The organism is Pseudoxanthomonas sp. YR558 (assembly GCF_900116385.1).
GTDB lineage: Bacteria > Pseudomonadota > Gammaproteobacteria > Xanthomonadales > Xanthomonadaceae > Pseudoxanthomonas_A.
The window spans coordinates 163,273-185,256 of record NZ_FPCI01000001.1 but is presented as its reverse complement, the minus strand read 5'-3'; the positions used below and the strand labels follow the sequence as shown (position 1 = coordinate 185,256).

The 21,984-nt window shown below is 68.2% G+C and carries 21 protein-coding genes and 1 pseudogene; 20 read left to right on the top strand and 2 right to left on the bottom strand.

The features are described 5' to 3' along the window. Positions 1-90 precede the first annotated feature (90 nt). The 19 genes and pseudogenes from BM365_RS00795 to BM365_RS00705 all read left to right on the top strand — a co-directional run bounded on the left by BM365_RS00795 (position 91) and on the right by BM365_RS00705 (position 16,342). The gene (locus BM365_RS00795; RefSeq protein ID WP_056878994.1) at positions 91-723 is read left to right on the top strand and encodes a response regulator; all 633 of its coding nucleotides are present in this window, start codon (positions 91-93) and stop codon (positions 721-723) included. 237 nt (positions 724-960) lie between these two features. Further along, positions 961-2,385, top strand: a complete 1,425-nt coding sequence (gene rpoN, locus BM365_RS00790) for an RNA polymerase factor sigma-54 (protein WP_093485717.1) — start codon at positions 961-963, stop codon at positions 2,383-2,385. A gap of 15 nt (positions 2,386-2,400) precedes the next feature. After that, on the top strand, positions 2,401-2,781 hold the full coding sequence (locus BM365_RS00785) for a response regulator (RefSeq protein ID WP_056878992.1): 381 nt from the start codon (positions 2,401-2,403) through the stop codon (positions 2,779-2,781). Next, on the top strand, positions 2,774-4,237 hold the full coding sequence (locus BM365_RS00780) for a sigma-54 dependent transcriptional regulator (RefSeq protein WP_093485715.1): 1,464 nt from the start codon (positions 2,774-2,776) through the stop codon (positions 4,235-4,237). Before BM365_RS00785 ends, BM365_RS00780 begins: the two co-directional genes overlap by 8 nt. Positions 4,238-4,314: 77 nt before the next feature. Then, a complete protein-coding gene (gene fliE / locus BM365_RS00775; RefSeq protein ID WP_093485713.1) occupies positions 4,315-4,674 on the top strand; it encodes a flagellar hook-basal body complex protein FliE in 360 nt (119 codons plus the stop codon). A 44-nt stretch (positions 4,675-4,718) separates the two neighbouring features. Further along, positions 4,719-6,392, top strand: coding sequence for a flagellar basal-body MS-ring/collar protein FliF (gene fliF / locus BM365_RS00770; RefSeq protein WP_093485711.1), 1,674 nt, complete (start codon positions 4,719-4,721; stop codon positions 6,390-6,392). Further along, the gene (fliG, locus tag BM365_RS00765) at positions 6,385-7,395 is read left to right on the top strand and encodes a flagellar motor switch protein FliG (RefSeq protein ID WP_093302841.1); all 1,011 of its coding nucleotides are present in this window, start codon (positions 6,385-6,387) and stop codon (positions 7,393-7,395) included. The genes fliF and fliG overlap by 8 nt, the downstream gene beginning before the upstream one ends. Before the next feature lie 41 nt (positions 7,396-7,436). Further along, positions 7,437-8,009: a FliH/SctL family protein gene (locus BM365_RS00760; protein WP_233210937.1), complete on the top strand. Its 573-nt coding sequence runs from the start codon at positions 7,437-7,439 to the stop codon at positions 8,007-8,009. Continuing rightward, entirely contained in the window at positions 8,006-9,403 is a 1,398-nt protein-coding gene (locus tag BM365_RS00755; protein WP_093485707.1) for a FliI/YscN family ATPase, read from the top strand. The genes BM365_RS00760 and BM365_RS00755 overlap by 4 nt, the downstream gene beginning before the upstream one ends. A gap of 18 nt (positions 9,404-9,421) precedes the next feature. Beyond that, positions 9,422-9,871, top strand: coding sequence for a flagellar export protein FliJ (gene fliJ, locus BM365_RS00750; protein WP_093485705.1), 450 nt, complete (start codon positions 9,422-9,424; stop codon positions 9,869-9,871). Further along, positions 9,871-11,082, top strand: coding sequence for a flagellar hook-length control protein FliK (locus BM365_RS17925; protein ID WP_233210891.1), 1,212 nt, complete (start codon positions 9,871-9,873; stop codon positions 11,080-11,082). Before fliJ ends, BM365_RS17925 begins: the two co-directional genes overlap by 1 nt. Before the next feature lie 236 nt (positions 11,083-11,318). Beyond that, positions 11,319-11,846, top strand: coding sequence for a flagellar basal body-associated FliL family protein (locus BM365_RS00740; RefSeq protein WP_093485703.1), 528 nt, complete (start codon positions 11,319-11,321; stop codon positions 11,844-11,846). Positions 11,847-11,861: 15 nt separating this feature from the next. Further along, entirely contained in the window at positions 11,862-12,899 is a 1,038-nt protein-coding gene (gene fliM, locus BM365_RS00735; RefSeq protein WP_093485701.1) for a flagellar motor switch protein FliM, read from the top strand. Between the two features lie 65 nt (positions 12,900-12,964). Next, positions 12,965-13,225: pseudogene (gene fliN, locus BM365_RS00730) on the top strand (flagellar motor switch protein FliN); the annotation flags it as partial. Positions 13,226-13,233: 8 nt separating this feature from the next. Beyond that, the gene (gene fliO, locus BM365_RS00725; RefSeq protein ID WP_093485699.1) at positions 13,234-13,626 is read left to right on the top strand and encodes a flagellar biosynthetic protein FliO; all 393 of its coding nucleotides are present in this window, start codon (positions 13,234-13,236) and stop codon (positions 13,624-13,626) included. 1 nt (position 13,627) lies between these two features. Next, positions 13,628-14,449 (top strand): flagellar type III secretion system pore protein FliP, encoded by an 822-nt coding sequence (gene fliP / locus BM365_RS00720; protein WP_093485697.1) that lies wholly within the window; start codon positions 13,628-13,630, stop codon positions 14,447-14,449. A gap of 10 nt (positions 14,450-14,459) precedes the next feature. After that, positions 14,460-14,729 (top strand): flagellar biosynthetic protein FliQ, encoded by a 270-nt coding sequence (locus BM365_RS00715; RefSeq protein WP_093302879.1) that lies wholly within the window; start codon positions 14,460-14,462, stop codon positions 14,727-14,729. A 16-nt stretch (positions 14,730-14,745) separates the two neighbouring features. Next, on the top strand, positions 14,746-15,537 hold the full coding sequence (gene fliR / locus BM365_RS00710) for a flagellar biosynthetic protein FliR (RefSeq protein WP_093485695.1): 792 nt from the start codon (positions 14,746-14,748) through the stop codon (positions 15,535-15,537). Positions 15,538-15,751: 214 nt separating this feature from the next. After that, entirely contained in the window at positions 15,752-16,342 is a 591-nt protein-coding gene (locus BM365_RS00705) for a TetR/AcrR family transcriptional regulator (RefSeq protein ID WP_158253513.1), read from the top strand. Between the two features lie 14 nt (positions 16,343-16,356). Here BM365_RS00705 and BM365_RS18275 read toward each other — a convergent pair whose 3' ends face one another. Further along, complete coding sequence (locus BM365_RS18275; protein ID WP_199186262.1) at positions 16,357-19,827, bottom strand: autotransporter family protein; 3,471 nt, start codon at positions 19,825-19,827, stop codon at positions 16,357-16,359. A gap of 253 nt (positions 19,828-20,080) precedes the next feature. Continuing rightward, entirely contained in the window at positions 20,081-20,749 is a 669-nt protein-coding gene (locus BM365_RS00695; RefSeq protein ID WP_093485691.1) for a hypothetical protein, read from the bottom strand. A 249-nt stretch (positions 20,750-20,998) separates the two neighbouring features. On the opposite strand from BM365_RS00695, the gene BM365_RS00690 reads away from it, so the two are divergent. Beyond that, a complete protein-coding gene (locus tag BM365_RS00690) occupies positions 20,999-21,982 on the top strand; it encodes a GGDEF domain-containing protein (protein WP_093489343.1) in 984 nt (327 codons plus the stop codon). Positions 21,983-21,984: the final 2 nt, after the last annotated feature.

Genomic DNA, 21,984 nt, shown 5'->3' with positions numbered 1-21,984 from the left:
CACGTCTCCATCGCGATTGTGAATTGGCGTGACAGGACGCGACCGCTATCGTGACATGACCTGCAAAGCGGCAACGACTGGCTCCTCCCCGTGCGTGTACTCATCGTCGACGACCACACCCTGGTCCGGGCCGGCATCAGCCGGCTGCTGCAGGCATTGCCCGACGTGGACGTCGTGGCCGAAGCCTGCAATGCCCAGCAGGCGCTGGACATGGCCGCCATCCACCGTCCCGACGTGATCTTGTTGGACCTCTCGCTGCCCGATCGCAGCGGGCTGGACCTGTTACCGCTGCTGCACGAATCGCTGCCGCAAGTGCGCGTGGTGATGATGTCGATGCACAACGATCCCACCCAGGTCCGCGTCGCGCTGGACCGCGGTTGCGCCGGCTTCGTCGTCAAGGAAGCTGCGCCGATGGAACTCGAGCTCGCCCTGCGTGCCGCCGCCAGCGGCCAGGTGTTTTTGAGCCCACAGGTCTCCTCGAAAATGCTGGCGCCGATGCTCAATCCGCAACGGCCCACCGGCATCGCCGCGTTGTCGCCCCGCCAGCGCGAGATCCTGCGCCAGTTGGGCAGCGGCATGAGCAGCAAGGAAATCGCCGCGCAACTCGGCATCAGCGTCAAGACGGTGGAAACGCACCGTGCGCGGATGATGGAATCGCTGGGCTGCCGCCGCGCCAATGATCTGCTGCTGCTGGCCGCGCGCCACCAGAACGAACTGGCCTGAGCCTTGCAGTACATCGGGGGCGACAGCGCTTCCGTGACGGAATTCCGTGATCGCCACGCCCCGTCGGGCATCCACCTTCGACATTAAACCGACGCTGTAGGGGAAACCCTGACGGCCGGTCCGGCGTGCCCGTATCACAACCAGAAACGCCCCGATTTTTTTTCCGTCACCCGAGGCGGAAAGTAGTCACACGATGTGAAGCCGCCCTGGCACGCCATCGAATCGGGGACTACGGGGATGAAGACGGGACTTTCCGCCCAGTTGGGCCAGCAGCTCCACCTGACGCCGCAGCTGCTGCAGTCCATCCGGCTGCTGCAGCTCGACGGTCTGCAGCTGGAGATGGAAGTGCGCCGCGCACTGGAACTCAATCCCCTGCTGGAGATCGAGGACACCCACGACGCCGCCACGTCCGGCGACCTGGACGAGATGCCCGCGCAGGACGTTGCCGCCACCGAGACCGCCGCGTTCGACGAGCTGCCCGAATCCAACCTGTGGGACGTCCCCGGTGCCGGCTGGCAGGACGGCGATGACGACCGCATGCAGCGCGTGGCCGCCGGCGAATCGACCGACCCGCACGTGCGCGTGCTCGACCGCCTGGCGCTCGAGCTGGACGAGCGCGCGCTGGAAGTGATCGCGTTCTGGCTGGAACACACCAACGAAGGCGGGTACCTGGAGCAGGCGCCCGATACCCTCGCCCTGCTGGCCTCGGCCCGCTTCGACCTGCGCACCGACGTCGTGCTCGGCCTGCGCGATCGCCTGATGCGCGGCGAATTCCCCGGCCTCTGCGCCGCGGACGTGCGCGAGTGCCTGCTGGTGCAGCTGGACTGCCTGGACGGCCGCGTGCCTGCCCGCCGCGTGGCCCAGCGCATCGTCGCCGAAGGCCTGGCGTTGCTCGCCGCCCATGAATACGACGCCCTCGCCCGCCTGTTGGACCTGGATACCGACCAGGTGATGGAAGGCGTACGCCTGGTGCTGTCGCTGGACGCCCGCCCGGGCGCCTCACTGGCGCCGGCGCCCTCCGGTTACATCATCCCCGACGTCGTCGCCTGGCACGCCGACTGCGCCTGGCGCGTGGCCCTGAACCCGGCCAGCACGCCGCGCATCCGTGTGAATGCGATGCAGGAACGCGCCCTGGAACAGGCCGACGCCTCGCCCGGCGCCGGCAAGCTGCGCGAACTGCTGCAGGAAGCGCGCTGGCTGACCCGCGGCCTGTCGATCCGCTACGACACCCTGCTGCGCACCGCGCGCGCCATCGTCGAACGCCAGGCCGGCTTCCTGGCCCACGGCGACGAAGCGATGGCCCCGCTGACGCTGAAGGAAATCGCCGACGAGATCGGCATGCACGAATCCACGATCTCGCGCATCACCACCGGCAAGTACATGCAGACCCCGCGGGGCACGTTCGAGCTGAAGCACTTCTTCGCCGTGCGCCTGGAAGGCGCCAACGTGTCCGGCCCGGCCGTGCGCGCGATGGTGCGCCGCCTCATCGACTCCGAGCCGGCCGGCAAGCCGCTGGCCGACGAGGCGATCGCCGGGCTGCTGGCCCGCCAGGGCATTCACATTGCCCGCCGAACTGTGGCGAAGTACCGGGAACAGCTCGATATCGCTCCCGCCCGGGAACGCCGACGCGCTACCGTATCCGTCTTGGCCAAGGCCGGATAACGGAGCGCGACCGCAATGAGCAAGATCACCGTACTGCTGGTGGACGACCACGAAGGATTCATCAACGCCGCCCTGCGCCACCTGCGCAAGGTGGAGTGGCTGGATGTCGTGGGCCGCGCCAGCAACGGCCTGGAAGCCATCGAACGCTCCGAGACCCTGCGTCCGGACGTGGTGCTGATGGACCTGGCCATGCCGGAGATGGGCGGCCTGCAGGCCACGCGCCTGATCAAGACCCAGGACGCGCCCCCCTTCGTGGTGATCGCCAGCCACTTCGACGACGCCGAGCACCGCGAACATGCGATGCGCGCCGGCGCCGACGACTTCGTCAGCAAGCTTTCCTACATCCAGGAAGTCTTGCCCATCCTCGAACGATTCAAAGAGCGCCGCCATGAGTGAATCCCGCATCCTCGTCATCGACACCGACGCCGCCCGCGCTGAACGCCTGGCCGGCCTGCTCGAGTTCATGGACCTCACACCGCGCTGGGTCGTCAGTGCCGGTGACGTGGATGTGCAGCGGCAACGCCCGCACGATTGGCTGGCCGTCGTGGTCGGCTCGATCGACGACCAGAAGGCCGCCGATGCCTTCTTCGGCTGGCTGGGCAAGGCGCAGCTGCCGCCGCCGGTGCTGCTGCTGCAAGGCGACACCGCCGCCTTCGCCGGCGCCCACGGCCTGCACGAAGCCGGCGTCTGGGCGCTCGAAAGCCCGATCCGCCACGCACAGCTCGAAGCCTGCCTGCGCCGCGCGAGCCTCAAGCGGCTGGATACCGAACACCAGGCCCAGCAGGTCAGCACCAGCGGCCCCACCGGCAACAGCCCGGCCGTGACCCGCCTGCGCCGCATGATCGACCAGGTCGCCGCGTTCGACACCACCGTGCTCGTGCTGGGCGAATCCGGCACCGGCAAGGAAGTCGTCGCCCGCGCCATCCACGACCAGTCGCCGCGCCGCGATGGGCCGTTCGTCGCGATCAACTGCGGCGCGATCCCCGCCGAGCTGCTGGAAAGCGAACTGTTCGGCCACGAGAAGGGCGCTTTCACCGGCGCGCTGAGCGCGCGCAAGGGCCGCTTCGAGATGGCCGAGGGCGGCACCCTGCTGCTGGACGAGATCGGCGACATGAGCCTGCCGATGCAGGTCAAGCTGCTGCGCGTGCTGCAGGAGCGCAGCTTCGAGCGCGTCGGCGGCAACCAGACCATCCGCTGCAACGTGCGCGTGATCGCCGCCACCCACCGCAACCTGGAACAGCGCATCGCCGACGGCCACTTCCGCGAAGACCTGTTCTACCGCCTCAACGTGTTCCCGATCGAAATGCCGGCGCTGCGCGAGCGCGCCGACGACCTGCCGTCGCTGGTCGCCACCATCGCCGCGCAGCTGGCCCGCACCGGCCGCGGCGAGGTGCAGTTCGCCCACGACGCCCTGTTGGCGCTGCGCCAGTACAGCTGGCCCGGCAACGTGCGCGAGCTGACCAACCTGGTCGAACGCCTGGCCGTGCTGCATCCGGGTGGCCTGGTGCGCGCGCACGACCTGCCCAAGCGTTACCAGCCCGAACACCTGCCGGAAGCCGATGCCGTGCCCGTCGCCGCGATGCCGGTACCGGCCGCCGTCCACGCTGCTCCCGTCATGGCCCAGGCTGCGGCTGTGGCGCCGACGGCCGAGCGCCTGCCGGAAGCCGGCATCGACCTGCGCGAACACATCGCCCAGATCGAATTGAACCTGATCCGCGATGCACTCGACCGCGCCGGTGGCGTGGTGGCGCATGCCGCGCAACTGCTGGGCCTGCGCCGCACCACGCTGGTGGAGAAGCTGCGCAAGTACGGCGTGGAACGCGAAGACGCCGCCCTGGCGACGGAAAACTGACTGGCGGCGGACGACGGTTCCGGCACAGGTCTTGCAGCTGATACGGCAAGACACACCGACGACCGAAGCACCCGCCCATGTCCGACGTCACCTCCATCCTCTCGCAGATCCGCAGCTACCAGCACCAGCTGGGCACCCGCGCCCTGGAGCCGATGCCGAACCCGGGCGCGTTCACGCCCAACGGGGTCGGCCTCGAACAGCCCGGCGTCAAGGCACCGAGCTTCGGCGAGACGCTGCAGAACGCGCTGGAAGGCGTGAACAGTGCGCAGAAGAACGCCGGTGCGCTGGCCCAGGCCTTCGAACTCGGCGACCCGCGCGCGGACCTGGCCCGGGTCATGGTGGCGGCGCAGCAGTCGCAGGTCGCCTTCCGCGCCACTGTCGAAGTGCGCAATCGCCTGGTGCAGGCCTACCAGGACGTCATGAACATGCCGTTGTAAGCCGTACCCCCTGACCCGCCACCTCCACGAACCGACCCATCGCCATGGCCCTCACGCTGTCCAAGGAAGCCCTGAAGGAATCGCTGACCGCCGACAAGGCAGGCGCAGCGTTGACCAAGATCGGGGACGCGCGCGTGTTCAAGCAGATGGGCACGTTGCTGCTGATCGCCGGCGCGGTCGCGCTGGGCCTGTTCGTCTTCTTCTGGTCGCAGAAACCGGCCTACACCCCGCTCTACACCGGTCTGGATCCCAAGGCCACCGCCGAAGCCACCGACATGCTGCGCGCGGCGCAGATCCCGTTCCAGCTCGACCAGTCCACCGGCGCGATCTCCGTCCCGGAGGAAAACCTGCACGACGCCCGCCTGAAGCTGGCCGGCGCGGGCCTGGCCGAAAGCGGTCGCCTGGGCTTCGAGATGATGGAGCGCGACCCGGGCTTCGGCGTCAGCCAGTTCGTCGAGAACGCGCGCTACCAGCACGCCCTGGAAACCGAACTGGTCCGTACGATCACCACGTTGCGCCCCGTGCGCGACGCGCGCGTGCACCTGGCCATCCCCAAGCCGTCCGCCTTCACCCGCCAGCGCGAAGTCGCCAGCGCGTCGGTGGTGCTGGACCTGCGCTCCGGCGCGATGCTGGAACGCAACCAGGTGGATGCCATCGTCCACCTGGTGTCCTCATCGATCCCCGACCTGGCGCCGGAGCGCGTCACCGTGGTCGACCAGAGCGGCCGCATGCTGACCATCAGCGACCCGAACAGCGAGGCCGCGCTCAACGCCGCCCAGTTCGAGCGCGTGCGCAAGCTGGAAACCTCCTTCAACGAGCGCATCCGCGAGCTGCTGGAACCGCTGACCGGCCCGGGCCGCATCAATGCCGAGGTCGCGGTGGACATGGACTTCTCGGTCACCGAAGAAGCCCGCGAGACCTTCGCCAACGACCCAGCCAAGATCCGCAGCGAGCAGGTCAGCCAGAACACCGTCGCCGCCGCCGGCCCCGAAGGCGTGCCCGGCGCGACCAGCAACACGCCGCCCGGCCCGAATGCCGCGGCCGCGACGAACCCCGCCGCGCCGACGGAAACGTCCAGCAGCGCGACCCGCAACTTCGAGATGGACCGCACGCTGCAGCACACCCGCCAGCCGGCCGGCCGCGTGCGCCGTGTCACCGCCGCCGTGCTGGTCGACCACGTGCCGCGCACCGGCGAGAACGGCAAGGTCGTCATGACCGCGCTGGACGCCGCCACGCTGACCCGCATCGAGGCGCTGGTGAAAGAAGCCGTGGGCTTCGACGCCGCGCGCGGCGATTCGGTCTCGGTGATGAACGCGCCGTTCGTGCGCGAGACGGACAAGGTCGAAGACGTCCCGTTCTGGGAAAGCCCCTGGCTGCACAACCCGATGGTCCGCGACATCGCCCGCTATGGCATCGGCGCACTGGTGGTGATCCTGCTGCTGTTCGGCGTGCTGCGCCCGGCCATGCGCCAGATCATCGATCCGAAAGCGAAGAAGGCCCAGCGCGAGGACGACAACGGCATCGACGTGACCGTGGTCGACGACGACGAACACCATGCGCGTGCCGCCACCGCCCTCTCGCACGACGAACTGCCGCCGATGCGCGCCCTGCCCTCGGATGCCTACGAAGATCGCCTGCGCCAGGCGCGCGAAGCGGTGAAGACCGACTCCAAGCAGGTCGCGCAAGTGGTCAAGGACTGGGTGGCCAACGATGAATAACGCACAGGACAATGCCCTCAGCGGCGTGCAGCGCGCGGCCGTGCTGCTGCTCTCGCTCGGCGAGCAGGATGCCGCCGAAGTGCTCAAGCACATGAACGCCAAGGAAGTACAGAAGCTCGGCATCGCCATGGCCACCATCTCCGGCGTCAGCCGCGAGCAGGTCATGCAGGTGATGGCGAACTTCGGCGAAGCCCTCGACAAGCAGACCTCGCTCGGCATGGGCGCCGATGACTACGTGCGCAACGTGCTGGTGCAGGCACTCGGCGCCGACAAGGCGGGTGGCCTGATCGACCGCATCCTACTGGGCCGCAACACCACCGGCCTGGACACGCTGAAGTGGATGGACCCGCGCGCGATCTCCGACCTGGTGCGCAACGAGCATCCGCAGATCATCGCCATCGTCCTCGCCCACCTGGACAGCGACCAGGCCGCCGACACGCTCAAGCTGCTGCCCGAACGCACCCGCACCGACGTGCTGCTGCGCATCGCCACGCTGGACGGCATCCCGCCGAACGCGCTGAACGAACTCAACGAGATCATGGAGCGCCAGTTCGCCGGCAACCAGAACCTCAAGGCCTCCAGCATCGGCGGCGTGAAGGTCGCGGCGAACATCCTCAACTTCATGGATTCGGGCCAGGACCAGGCCATCCTGGGCAACATCACCCAGGTCGACGCCGACCTCGGTGCGCGCATCCAGGACCTGATGTTCGTGTTCGACAACCTGGCCGACCTCGGCGACCGCGAACTGCAGGCGCTGCTGCGCGAAGTCCCGAACGACCGCCTGGGCCTGGCCCTGCGCGGCGCAGACGCCAAGGTCAAGGAAAAGATCACCCGCAACATGTCCCAGCGCGCGGCGCAGATCCTGCTGGAGGACATGGAAGCCCGCGGCCCCGTGCGCCTGTCCGACGTGGAAGGCGCGCAGAAGGAAATCCTCGCGATCGTGCGCCGCCTGGCTGACCAGGGCGTCATCTCGCTGATGGCCGGCGCCGAGGAAATGGTATGAGCGCGCCCTCGCCGATCCGCTGGATGCCCGCACCGCTCGACATGGTGGTCGCGGCCGCCACGGCCGCCCAGGACGTGCCGCCGCCGGTGCCGCCGACGCTGGAGGAAATCCAGGCCATCCAGGACGCGGCCTACCGCGAAGGCCTGGAGCGCGGACTGGCCGAAGGGCATGCCGAAGGCTTTTCGCATGGCCAGGCCGATGTGCGTCGGCTCGCCGCGCAGATGGAAGGCATCCTCGACAATTTCTCGCGGCCGCTGGACCGCCTCGAGAACGAAGTCGTCGCCGCGTTGTCCGAACTCGCCGTGCGCGTCGCCGGCGCCCTCGTCGGCCGCGCCTACCAGACCGATCCGGTGCTGCTGCAGGAACTGGCGACCACCGCGCTGGATGCCGTCGGCGGCGCGCAGCGCGAAGTCGAACTGCGCCTGCACCCGGACGACATCGCGGCACTCACGCCGGTACTGGCGTTGACGCCCAATGCCCGCCTGACCGCAGACACCAGCCTCAGCCGCGGCGACCTGCGCGTGCACGCCGAGAGCGTGCGCATCGACGGCACGCTGGAAGCGCGGCTACGCGGCGCGCTCGAGACGGTCCTCAACCGCGGGGTGCGCGCATGAGCGCCCAGCCGCTGGAATGGCTGACCGCGCGCGACCTGCGCCTCTCGGCGCGGCTGTCGCAGATCAATCCCGAACTCGGCGGCCGAGGCCTCATCCGCGAAGGCATCCTGCGCCGCGCCGTGGGCCTGACCCTGGAAGCCATCGGCTGCGAAGCGCCGATGGGCGCCACCTGCAAGGTGGAAGTCGTCGACGGCGGTTGGGTCGACGCCGAAGTCGTCGGGTTCGCCGGCGAACGCACCTACCTGATGCCCAGCGCCGAACTGCACGGCCTGCTCCCGAATGCGCGCGTGGTGCCTTCACGGCGCCGCGGCGGCGTCGAAGTCGGCGAAGGTCTGCTGGGCCGCGTGATCGACAGCGACGGCGTGCCGCTCGACGGCCGTGGCCCGATCCGCGCCGAAGGCAGCGTCGGCCTGGCCGGCGTGGCGATCAACCCGCTGTCGCGCGAACCGATCACCCAGCCGCTGGATGTCGGCGTGCGCGCGATCAACGCACTGCTGCCGATCGGCCGCGGCCAGCGTGTCGGCCTGTTCGCCGGTTCCGGCGTCGGCAAGTCCACGCTGCTGGGCATGATGACCAAGTACACCGCCGCCGACGTGATCGTGGTCGGCCTGATCGGCGAACGTGGCCGCGAAGTACGCGATTTCGTCGAAAGCACGCTCGGCCCCGCCGGCCTGGCGCGCGCCGTCGTCGTCGCCAGCCCCGCCGACCGGCCGCCGCTGGCGCGCCTGCAGGGCGCGTATCGCGCCACCGCCATCGCCGAATGGTTCCGCGACCAGGGCCTGAATGTCCTGTTGCTGATGGACTCGCTGACCCGCTTCGCCCAGGCGCAGCGCGAGATCGGCCTGTCGGTCGGCGAGCCGCCCACCACGCGCGGCTATCCGCCGTCCGTGTTCGCGCGCCTGCCCGCACTCGTCGAGCGCGCCGGCAACGGCGCCAAGGGGCGCGGTTCGATCACCGCGTTCTACACCGTGCTGACCGAAGGCGACGATCCGCAGGATCCGATCGCCGACGCCGCGCGCGCGATCCTGGACGGCCACATCCTGCTCTCGCGCCGCGTGGCCGACAGCGGGCTGTACCCGGCGATCGACGTGGAGTCGTCGGTCAGCCGCGTGGTCACCGAGATCGCCGACGAGACCTGGCGCGACCGCATCCGCAAGCTCAAGCGACTGCTGTCGGCCTACAACAGCAACCGCGACCTGATCGCCATCGGCGCCTACCAGCGCGGCAACGATCCGACCGTGGACGAAGCCCTGGAACGCTGGCCGGAGATCGTCGAGTTCCTCGGCCAGGACGTGGCGCGCGCCGCCGACCTGCCGAGCAGCCGCGCCGCCCTGGAAGCCCTGATCCAACGCAACGCCCCCGTCGGCATCCCGATGCCCGACGGTCTGCAGTAACGCCAAGGACCCCCCGTCATGATGCAGTCCCGCCGAATCGATCCCCTGCTGCGCCGCGCCCAGGAGCACGAGGATTCCGTCGCCCGCGAGCTGGCCGACCGCCAGCATGCGCTGGCGATGCAGGAATCGCGGCTGGAGGAACTGCGGCAGTACGCCGAGGAATACGCGAACAGCCAGATGGCCGCGACCAGCCCGGCGCAGCTGGCCAACCGCCGCGCGTTCCTGGACCGCATCGACCAGGCGCTGAAGCAGCAGTTGCAGACCGTCGACCGCAGCCGCGCCAACGTGGACATCGAACGCGACCGCCTGCTGCTGGCCAGCCGCGACAAGCAGGTGCTCGAGCAACTGGCGGCCAGCTACCGCGTGCAGGAAAAGCAGATCGTCGACCGCCGCGACCAGCGCGAGATGGACGACCTCGGCGCGCGTCGCGCACGCCTCGCCGCGACCGCGTCCGAGGGCGACGCCTGATGCCCTCGCCGATGGCCACGTTCTCACCCGCCGCCGCCAGCGCGTCCGCATCGCCGGGCGCCAACAAGCCTGCGGCGCAGGACGGCGCGAAAGACGGCGCCAAGCCTGCGTTCGACGACATGGTCCGCCGACCCGCCCCGCGCGATGACGCACCCGTGCGCAAGCCGGTGGCGCGCGACGGGGAACCGCGCGAGGTCGCCAAAGGCGATACGCGCGTGCTCGGCCGCACGGACGGCGCAACGGACACTGCCGTCGCCGAAGACGAGATCAAGCAGGACGACGCCGCGCCGATCGCGCTGCTGGCCCTGCTCGATGCGGCACCGACCGCCGTAACCACCGCGACGCCGGCGGCAGGCACGGCCGTGCTCGTGGATGCACCGCTCACGCCGCCGCCCGCCGCCACGACGCCGCCGGCATTCGTACCCGTCACCGATGCGGTGCTGGGCCAGGGCGCGCCGCGCGTCGGTCTGCCGGTCGAGGCGATGCTCGCCACGTCCGCGTCCGAGGCCCCTGCCCCCGACGTCGCCACGACCACGACCACGGCCGCCTCCGTCACACCCAACACCGATGCGTCGGCAAAGGCCCCGCTGCAGAACCTGCTCTCCTTCGCCACCCACCTGGCGACCGGCCAGGTCGCGGCCGCCCTGCCCGAGGTGGTAGCGCTGGGGCGCGACGTCGTCGAGGCGTTCCGCAGCGACGACACCGACGGCACCCTGCCGACCGGCAACGTACTGGCGGGCGTTGGCGCCTCCAACGCGTCGCTCGGCCTGTCCCGCACCGAAACGGTCAACGCGATGTCGGCGCCGAGCGCCGATCTGCATGGCGGCCATTTCGACGAGGACATCGGCGATGCCGTCCGCTGGATGGCGGACCAGAAGATCGGCCACGCCCACATCAAGGTCACCCCGAACGACCTGGGCACGGTCGAGATCCGCCTGCGCCTGGACGGCGACCGCGTGCACGCCGATTTCTCCAGCGCCCAGGCAGAAGTCCGCCAGGCGCTCGAGAGCAGCCTGCCGCGTCTGCGCGACATGCTGGGGCAACAGGGCTTCCAGCTCGCGCATGCCGACGTGGGCCACCAGCATGCACCGCCGTCGCAAGACGGCAGCGCCCGTACCGGCGAAGACCGTGGAGACAGCGCCGAACCCACCGTCGAGACGCCCCGCGCCGTCCGTATGACCGCCCGCGGCCTGGTCGACGCGTACGCTTGATGATCTCGCGCGTATGTAGGAGCGACGTCAGTCGCGACCGCACGCCGTACCGACCCGGGACGACCGTTCAAGCAAGGGGCGCTTGACCGTCAAAGGATGCGTGCGCCGGATTTCAGCGGTCGCGACTGACGTCGCTCCTACAGAAAGCCGTCCCGTCAAAACCCCGTCGGACCCGCCTCCACGCCACGGCACGCCGCTTGCATCACCTGGGCTGACCCCTCAGGAGATCCACCGCCGTGGCAGCCGCAGACAAGAACGCCAGCAAATCCAAGACCGACAAGGCCGACAAGCCGAAGGGCGGCAAGTCGTTGCTGACCATCGGCCTGGTCGCGCTCATTGCGGCCGGTGCGGCCGGCGGCGGTGCCTGGTACTTCACCAGCCACGGTGCGAAGGAAGAGAAGCCGGAAGGCCCGAAGGCCGCCAGCCCCGGCACCGTGCCCGCGCCCGCGCAGTACTTCGCGCTGGAACCGCCGTTCGTGGTCAACCTTGTCGGCGAGAGCGGCGGCGCGCGCTACCTGCAGGTCGAAGTCCAGCTGATGACGCGCGACCCCGAGTCGCTGAAGGCCATCGAGCTGCACGCCCCCGCCATCCGCGCGCGCCTGCTGATGCTGTTCGCCCAGCAGGACGCCGCCGGGCTGATGTCGCGCGAGGGCAAGGAACGCCTGCAGAACGCCGCACTCGGTGAGGTGAAGGCGCTGCTGGTCGCCGAGACCGGCAAGCCCTCCGCCGAATCGCTGTTGTTCACCAGCTTCGTGATGCAGTGACCGGAACCCGCCGCCATGACCAGTGACCTGCTGTCGCAAGACGAGATCGACGCCCTGCTCAACGGCGTCGACTCCGGCGCGATCGAGACCGAGGAACCGCTGCACGACCCCACGGTCGCGCGCACCTACGATTTCGCCAGCCAGGACCGCATCGTGCGCGGCCGGTTGCCGACGCTGGAGATGATCAACGAGCGTTTCGTCCGCACGTGGCGCATCGGCCTGTTCAACCTGCTGCGCCGCTCGGCGGAACTGTCGGTGCGCGGCATCGAGACCATCAAGTTCGGCGACTACCTGCATTCGCTGTACGTGCCGACCAACCTCAACCTGATCAAGTTCAAGCCGCTGCGCGGCGTGGGCCTGATCGTGTTCGAACCGAAGCTGGTGTTCACCATGGTGGACAACTTCTTCGGCGGCGACGGCCGCTATCCGGCCAAGATCGAAGGCCGCGAGTTCACCCAGACCGAGATGCGGGTGATCCAGCTGCTGCTCAAGCAGACCTTCACCGACCTGATCGATGCCTGGGCGCCGGTGATGCCGGTGGATTTCGAGTACATCACCAGCGAGGTCAATCCGCACTTCGCCAACATCGTGAGTCCTCGCGAGTACGTGGTCGTGAGCCGTTTCCACGTCGAACTCGACGGCGGCGGCGGCGACCTGCACGTCACCCTGCCGTACTCGATGCTCGAGCCGATCCGCGAACTGCTGGACGCCGGCATCCAGTCCGACCGCGTCCACGACGACGACAGCTTCCGCGAGACGATGCACCAACAGCTGCGCCAGGCGGAGGTCACCGTCTCCAGCGTGCTCGCCGAGAAGCGCATCAACCTGCGCCAGCTCACCCAGCTGAAGGTCGGCGACATCCTGCCGATCGATCTCCCCCGTTCCGTGCCGGTCTGCGTCGAGCAGGTGCCGGTCTTCACCGGCGAATTCGGCATCTCCAACGGCCAGAACGCCGTGAAGATCGTCGCCAAGCACCCGCCCGGCAGCGGCAAGGCACCGCAGATTTCACGCCAGGCCCTCACCCCGTTCGCTTTCCAGGACGCCACACCATGATTCCCGAGAACGAAGACCTCGCGACCCTCGACGACGCTCAGGCCGAGACCCACGCCGCCGAACCCGACATGAGCCTGGACGTCATCCTCGACGTGCCGGTGACGTTGTCGCTGGAAGTCGGCCGCACCCGCATGCCGATTCGCAACCTGCTGCAGCTCAACCAGGGTTCGGTGGTGGAACTGGAGCGCGGCGCCGGCGAACCGCTGGACGTGTTCGTCAACGGCACGCTGATCGCGCATGGCGAAGTCGTCGTGGTTAACGACCGATTCGGTGTGCGCCTGACCGACGTGGTCAGCCCCAGCGAACGCATCCGCCGCCTGCGCTGAGCCCGACGATGCACGCCTTCGCCCTTCTCGCCGCCGCCGCGGCGCCCGCCCAGAAGATCGGCCAGCACGCGCCCTCCACGCCCGGCATCGGCGGCGCGCTGGTTGGCCTGATCTTGGTGCTGGGTCTGATCCTCGGCCTGGCCTGGCTGCTCAAGCGTTTGCCGGGTGCCGGCCTGGGCATCCGTCCCAGCGAACAGCTCCGCGTGGTGTCGATGCTGTCGGTCGGCGCCAAGGAGCGCGTGATGGTGATCGAGGTGGGCAAGGAACAACTGCTGATCGGCGTGAGTGCCGGCGGCATCACCGCCCTGCATACGCTGCCCGAACCGCTGATCGTCGCGCCCGCGCCGACGATGCCCAACTTCGCCGAGCTGCTGGCCAAGCGCCTGCGCAAAGAGACCTGAGATGCGCCGTTTCGTCCTTTCCCTGATCTGCCTGCTGTGGCTGTGCGCGCCAGTCCTTGCGCTGGCCCAGGCCGCGCCCGCGCAGCCGCCTGCTGCCGCTCCCGCCGCGACCCCGGCCGCGCCCGCTGCACCGACGGCGCCGACCCTGCCCGCTCTGCCGAAGGTCAACGTCGGCCAGGTAGGCGACAACACGGTCAGCCTGCCGTTGCAGACACTGCTGCTGATGACGGCGATCACGCTGATCCCGTCGGCGCTGCTGGCGATGACCGCGTTCACCCGCATCATCATCGTGCTTGGCCTGCTGCGGCAGGCGCTCGGTACCGGCCAGACGCCTTCCAACCAGGTGCTGGTCGGGCTGGCGCTGTTCCTCACCATGCTGGTGATGATGCCCGTGGGCGAAAAAGCCTGGGCCCAGGGCATGGCGCCCTACCTCAACGGCCAGATCGATTTCTCCAGCGCCTGGACGCTGACCACCGGACCGCTGCGCGACTTCATGCTGGCGCAGGTCCGCGAGACCGACCTGATGACCTTCGCCGGTCTGGCCGGCCACGGCGCCTACGCGAGCCCAGCGGACGTGCCCTTCCCCATCGTCGTTGCCTCGTTCATCACCAGCGAACTGAAGACGGCCTTCGAGATCGGCTTCCTGATCTTCATCCCGTTCGTGATCATCGACCTCGTGGTTGCCAGCGTGCTGATGTCGATGGGCATGATGATGCTCTCGCCGATGCTGGTGTCCGCGCCGTTCAAGATCCTGCTGTTCGTGCTGGTCGACGGTTGGGTGCTGATCGTCGGTTCGCTGGCCGCCAGCTTCAACGGCGTCTGAGGAGACCGGCATGAGCCCCGAACTCGCCCTCACCGAACTGCGCGGCGGCCTGGAAGTCGCGCTCTGGGTCGGTGGCCCGCTGCTGTTGGTCGTGCTGGTCGTCGGCGTCGTCGTCGGCGTGATCCAGGCGGCCACGCAACTCAACGAACCGACCATCGCCTTCGTCGCCAAGGCCATCGCGCTGACGGCGGCCCTGTTCGCCACCGGCAGCTATCTTCTAGGCGTGCTGGTGGAGTACACGACGGCGCTGTTCCAGCGTTTGCCGCATCTGATCGGCTGACGACGGCCGCAACGCGATGGATGCCGCCACCCAGATGGTGATCGACGGCCAGCAGGCCTTCGGCATGATCAATGCCATCCTGTGGACGATGCTCCGCACCGGCGCGCTGCTGATGGCCGCGCCGCTGATCGGCACGCGCGCAGTGTCGGTGCGCGTGCGCGTAATCATCGCCGGGGCGCTCGCGATGGCGCTCGCGCCGTTGCTGCCCGGCACGCCGGATCGCATTGCCTTCGACGCGTCCACTGTCCTCAACGTCGCACGCGAACTCGCCGTCGGCGCCAGCATGGGCTTTATGCTGCGCCTGGCGTTCGAGGCGGGCGCGCTCGCCGGCGAACTCATTTCGCAAGGTACGGGCCTAGCCTTCGCGCAGATGTCCGATCCGCTGCGCGGCGTGAATTCCGGCGTGGTGGGACAGTGGTTCTATCTCGCCTTCGGTTTGATCTTCTTCACGCTTAACGGCCATCTGGCGATGGTGTCGTTGTTGGTCGACAGCTATCGCTCGCTGCCAATCGGCAGCGCACTACCCGACGTACAACAGATGCTGGAAGTGGCGCCCATGCTGTTCACCCACATCCTGCGCGCGGCCTTGGGGCTCGCCCTGCCGGTGATGGTGGCGATGCTCGCGGTCAACCTGGCCTTTGGCGTGCTGGGACGCGCCGCGCCCGCGCTCAACCCGATCCAGCTCGGCCTCCCCACGGCGTTGCTCTTGGGCCTGTTCCTGCTGGCCCTGCTGGCGGGCGAACTGGGCCCACCGGTCCAGCGCGTCTTCGACCTGTCTTTTGACGCAGCGCGGCAAATCAGCGCCTAGCGAAATCCCTGTTACCGTGTGAAAACGTGTCCGCGGACCCGATTCACGGCATGCACGTGCGCGTTTCACGGCGGATGTGCGGAACCTGTTCCAATAAATGCATGAATCCGGGCAGAATGCGACTGTGGGAGGGGCAACATACGCCAGCGAACGGAATGGGCCGATGCCCACGCCGGTGTCGGAGCGCCTTCCCACGCAAAACCGGAGGATGCCTGTGAGTTCCAACCCTACGCACAAGCGACGCACCAGCCAGGAGACGCGGGAAGCCGTCCTGGCCGCCGCACGCCGCCTGTTCTTCACCAAGGGGTTCGACCAGACCACGCTGATGGACTTGGGTGAAGAGACCGGACTCAGCGCGCGTGGCGTCATCCTGCACTTCGAAACCAAGGCGGACATCATCGCCACCCTGCTGATCCGCGATTACACGGCGCGGCGGGCACCGATGGTGGAACGGCCGCAGGGATCGACGCATGCGCAACGCATCCTGGATTTCTATTTCTGGATGGCGCGCGAGGATGCCGCCAATTTCATCGCCTTCCCCGCCCTGTGGAGCGTCTCTGCGCGCTGGTCGCCGACGGTCGAAGCGGAAATGAATGCCGCACTGCGCCGCATGCGCGAACCCGTGCGCAGCGAACTCAGTCGCGGCATGGCCGCCGGTGAGTTCCGCGGCGTGGACATCCAGCATGCCGACGACATGATCTGGCAGAGCTACCAGCATGGCCTGCGCGCCGTGTCGGTCAACGGCGGCACGCCGGCGATGGCCGTCCCGCAGGTATTCAAAACGCTGGAAGCGCTGACGGCCTGAGGCCGCCAGCGGCTTCACCAGTCGGCACGCAGCCCCAGGCTGCCCTCCCACGCGCGCTTCATCCCCTTCGTACTGCCGACATCACGCGTGTGATCGAGCGCGAAGTACAGGCTGACATGCGTGCCGAGGCGTGCAGCTACGCCGCCTCCCAGTTCCAGCGCGCGGTAACGCTGCGCCGTCGTGATCTCGTCGGCATCCAGCCGCACCCGATCATCGCCACCGAAGCCATGCCACACATTGAGCTTGAGGTAGGGCTGCCAATGGCTTCGCTGGCCGACGAAGTCACCCGCAAGCCGTAGCCCGAAGCGACTGCTGAGCGCAGCATCGGTGTCGATCGACACGTGCGCGAACGCATCGTGCCGGTCGTCGAACGCCGCCCGATGCCAGATCACCTGCCACTGCGGCTCCAGCGTCCAACGCGAATCCCTACGCCAGCGGAACGACAAACCCGCCTCGAGCGAAGCGGTCAGCCCGTCGCCCTCAAGGTCCACGCCCACGCCGCGCACGGACGTGGCGTCGCCGTCGTAGCGGCTCGCCATCAGCACCGCGTCGAGATAACCGCCAGTTGGCCCGACGCGCGTCCAGCTCAGGCCGAGATGGGTGTCGTCCAGTTTCACCGTGCCGGTGGCGAGATGCTGCCAACCCAGCGCGAATCCGCGCACGTCGCCGTCTGCGCGAACGCGCCCTAGGAACAGGCCGATATGGTCGCGATGGCCACCGTCTGTTTCGCGTGCATGCAGGTCGACACCCGCCTGCACGCCCCATAACGTTCCGTCGAAGGTGGGGTCGACGCTGCCCGACCACGTCTGCTCCACATCCTGCCCGATCACGCGGCCCCAGGCCGCGCTCAGTCCGCCTTCGCTGCGCATCAAGACCTGGCCCCCGAGTCGCTCGTGGAAGGTGCCGAGCGATGCCATCGCGAGCTGGTGGACCACCGGCGGCACGACGGCGTACGTAGGCGTTTCGACGCGATAGAGCAGGATCACGGAGCCCGTCGCGGGCACGGCCTCGGGATTCGGGCGTGGCGGTGCAGGCGGTGTTGGCGCATCCGACTGCGACGGCACGGGAATCGAGGGCGGATCGTCCGGCACGTGCGGGATCGGCGGCGGCGGCGCGGGAGGTGCGACATCCGGAGGCTCAGGTGGTGGCGCCGGCGGTGCGGGTGGTGGTTGTTCCGGATTCGGCTCATCCACGCCTTCCGGTGGCGGAGGGGGGGCGGGCGGTAAGGGAGGTGGTGGCGGTATCACCGGCGGCGGCGGCGGCGGCGCGGGACCGTCGCTGCCGGGTTGGGTGGGATCCGGTGCGGGTGCGGGCGTGGGCGGCGGTGCTGTCGGCGGCGCGACCAGCGTCGAGCGCAGGTACCAGTTTTCCGAGCTGCCGTCGGAAATACCGCCCTTGAACAGGAAGTACTCGAACGCGCCCGCGGCCACCGGGCTGAACAACGCGAAGGCCGTGTCCGTCGAACTCGCTCCCGCCAACGCCTGCACGACGAGAATGCCGTCCAGCAGCGTCACCCCACCCTGCCCGCCCAGGTTGACGATCTCCAACCCGGTCGTACCGCTCGCCGTTCCACCTGACAGAATCAAGCGGTCGGATGCGGAAGTGTCGTCGCCGAGCACCGTCTGCAGGAACACCGCCGCATTCTGGCCGATGTAATTGCCCACGATGGTGAAGGTATCGCTCGCACCCGAAGCGCCATTGGTCAGATCGATGCGACCTGCGTTCACCAGGCCCGCCATCTGGCCATCCGTGAAGGCGCGCAGTGCGGCATGCGCGCCGCCGCCCGCGAACAATGTGCTGCTGGCGTCGACATCCAACTCGCCCGTGCCGCTGCCCGCATCCCCCAGGACCAGATCGCCATCGAAGACCAGTTGGCTGTCGTTGCGCGCGGCGACGTTCTCCCAGCCCTGGTAGCGGGCTACACCGGCCGTGGTGACGTTGTCGAACTGGATCGCATCGACGCCGGTTCCACCGGATAGCGATGGCATCGCGCCCAGGTGCGCGTTTCCCAGGCTGCGGAGCACCGCGGTGTCGTTGCCTTCACCCAGGTCGATCGCCCCGTAGATGATGCCGCCGCCGTCCCAGGCGAATCGGTCGTCGCCCGTGCTCACGCGGACTTCGCCACGCACCACGCCGCCACTGACCGTCACGCTGTCGTTGCCGCCACTGACGCTGATGTTGCCGCCGATGTAGCCGTCGGTAAGCACGATGGTGTCGTTGCCGAAGCCGGTCACCAGGTTGCCGTCGATGATCCCGCCCGACATCTCGAACACGTTGTCGTCCAACTTCATGTTGACGCGACCGATGCGGCCACCCGTCATCACCGCGCGGTCGCCATCCTCGAAGGCACCGACGATGTGCCCGCCGGTCATCCTGAATGTGTCCAGCGCATCGCCCTGCAGCAGGGCGCCTATCTGGCCACCGCTCATCACGAAATCATCGATGCCCCCGCCCTGCTGCACCGTACCCGTGACCGTGCCGCCGCGCATGTCGAACAGATCGCTTCCTCCACCCTGGTCGACCTGCTGCAGCGTCCCCGCCTCCATGACGATCACGTCATTGCCTTCTCCCTGGATGACGCTTCCGGTAATCGCGCCGCCGAGCATCTCGAGACGGTCGGCACCCGCGCCAAACTCCACGCCGCCCGCCGTGCCGCGGATCGTGCCGCGGTTGACTAGCGTGCCGTTTCCACTTCCCGCGAACACGACCCCCACGCCGCCGAGCGCTTCGATCAGACCGTCGTTGATCATCGTTCCGCCGCTCATCATGACCACGCCGCGACCCGACTGGCTGCTGATGCGTCCGGACGCTTCGTTGATCACACGCGAACCCGTACCCGCGACACTGATGCCGTGACCGGCGCTACCGAGCGCACTCAAGGTCCCGCGATTCACCACGATGTTGTCGCTGCCACCGTTGACCTGGATCGCGTTCGCTCCCGTGCCGCCGACGGTGATGGTGCCGGCGTTCTCCAGGGTGTTAGCGCTGCCGCCCAATGACAGCAGACCGTTAGCGTTCGCACCCGTCGTGGTGATGGTACCGGTGGCGGCGTTCGACAGCAGGTTGCGGCTGCCGTTGGTCTGGATACCGTCTGAGGTGCCACCCGCGGTCACGATGCGGCCGGTGTTCGTCACCACGTTGTCACTGCCCTGTGCGAACACCGCATCAAGGGCATTGCCGGCGGCGAGTTCGATCGTGCCTTGGTTGTCGACCCGGCTCGCATCGCGAATCTGCACACCCGGCCCGCTGGCGGGCGTGAGCGCGCTCCCAGAAAGAACTGTGACGCCCACATCACGGCTGTCAGGCGCCGCGACCACACCGCCGGTGGCGGGATTGGGTGCGGATGTGCCGCAGACGACGCGCTGTCCGGTAGTGGGCGCGAGGGTATCGCACGCCCCCCATGCTGCGGACGACACCGCCATGGCCGTGCAGCCGAGCCACCCTGCGATGGCGAAGGAAAGCCGGTCGGTTCTGGGGAACGGCATGGTGGGGCTTCCTTGTTCCAACGGTGCTATGCAATCGGCGTCGGGATGGAGCCGGGCGATCAGGCCCGCGCCTGCGGGTGGCGCAGGCGGATGTCGTTGGGCGGACTATGCGACACCTCGTTCCAGAACCCTTTCACGCGACGCTCACGCGACGCGGGCCCACCCGCGCGCTCCCAGTGGTGGCGCGCACAAGACTCCACAAACGAAAACGGCCTCCGTGAGGAGGCCGTTCGTCGTTCCGGAAAGGGAGCGCTCAGTCGCGTCCGTTGCCTTTCCCATTGCCCTTGCCATTGTTCCCCTTGTTGCTGTTGCCGGGTCCCTTGCCACTATTGCCCTGTCCGTGGCTCGAATGGTCCTGCTTGGCGGGACCCGCCTGCGCAGGCTTGCCGTTATTGCCGTTATTGCCGTTGTTGCCGCCCTTGCCGTGGCCAGGACCATGCTTGGACCAGTCCACGCTGACGCGTTGGTCGACACGGATCGGATAGCCCCAGCGATCGTAGGTGCCGACGGCGCCGTTCTTCAGCGCGTGGAACTCGCGCGAGCCCGGCTTGATACCCATCTGCTTGGCGAGGTTGCCCCAGCCAATGCCCGGGTTGCGGTCATAACGGTGCACGACGTCCAGGCAGGGAATGCCGAGCGCGCGCGCGATGGCGCAGGCGAAGTACACGTCGGCCGGTGCCCAGCCGCGGCGATCCAGCAGTTCGAGCACCAACGAGCGCGGAGCGCCGTAGTAACCGGTCATTTCCGACACGAACGGGTCGCGGTAACGACGTCCGTAATCGTTGATTTCGCCCAGGCGCGTATCCACCCAGACGTCGCCTGTGCGGATGTTGTAGCCCACGGTCTGCGCGGTGGCCGGCATGGCTGACGCCATCGCGAAACCCAGCGACGCCACCATCACAGCGGTTTTCAATGCCTTCATGTCCCGTCTCCTCCGATGCGGTGCCGAGAGTCTTGGCGCGACGGGCTGAATGCGCAATGACGGCTTGGGCATTGTGTGAGAGGTCCGTGCAGATCGACCCGGCGCGGCGTCGGCAAGCGTGACCGGCATCACTCCCGCCTTCGAGCCAAGGCCTACACTGCGCGGGCGCCGGGGTGGCGCAGCCGACCGATCCTGTTCCCGTTGAGCGACGAATCCACCGACTCCCATCGTCCGCATCCGGCCCTCGAGATGAAGCCGAAACGCCGCGATTTCCGCCTGGACATCATCGTCCTGTTGGGTTCCATCACGGCGGTCACCATCGCGTCGTTCGGCACCTACCGTGCGTTCACCGGACAGTGGCCGATGGCATGGCTGGACCTGGGCATCGTCATCGTCGTGTGCTTACCGGTGGTCTACGCCTGGCGCACCGGCGACAGCGTCCGTGCAGGGAATGCGTTGGCCGTTCTTAACTCGCTGGCAACCTTCGCCGCCTGCCTGGTCACCGGGCACACGGCGCTCAGTTGGACTTACCTCGTCCTGTTGACCAACTTCTTCATCGCGCACCGCTGGCTGGCGGTGGGCTGCAATGTCGCGCTGATCCTTGGGATGCAGCTGATACCGGGCTTCTTCCACGATGGCGTGCATGCGGCCTCGGTGTTGATCAGCGCGCTCCTGGTCACCGGCTTCTCGCATGTGTTCGCGGCCAGGACACAAGACGATCGCGCTCGCCTGGAACGCCTCGCTGCGCTCGACGCACTGACCGGCTTGCCGAACCGGCGCAGCATGGAGCGCGTGCTGTCCGATGCGGTCGACGCGTTCCAGCGCAGCGGTCGCGGCTTCGGCCTGGTCGTGCTGGACCTGGACAAGTTCAAGGAGGTCAACGACCTCTACGGCCATGCGGCCGGCGATGCCGCCATCGCCGACCTTGCGTCGATCCTGCGTTTCGAGATGCGACGCAACGACCAGGTGTTCCGGTTCGGCGGCGAGGAATTCGTCGTCCTGCTGGAAGTGGACTCCAGCGCGGACCTCGAAGCCGCCACCGAGCGCCTGCGCAAAGCAGTGCGCGGCGGGCTGCGTGGACCGGGCGGACGCATCACGATCTCGCTCGGTTCGGCGCTGCTGCGCGAACAGGAGAAGACGTGGCACGACTGGTTCTCGCGTGCTGACGCCGCGCTGTACCGCGCGAAGTCGGCCGGCCGCGACAACTACGTCATCGCGGACGACCTCTTCTAGGC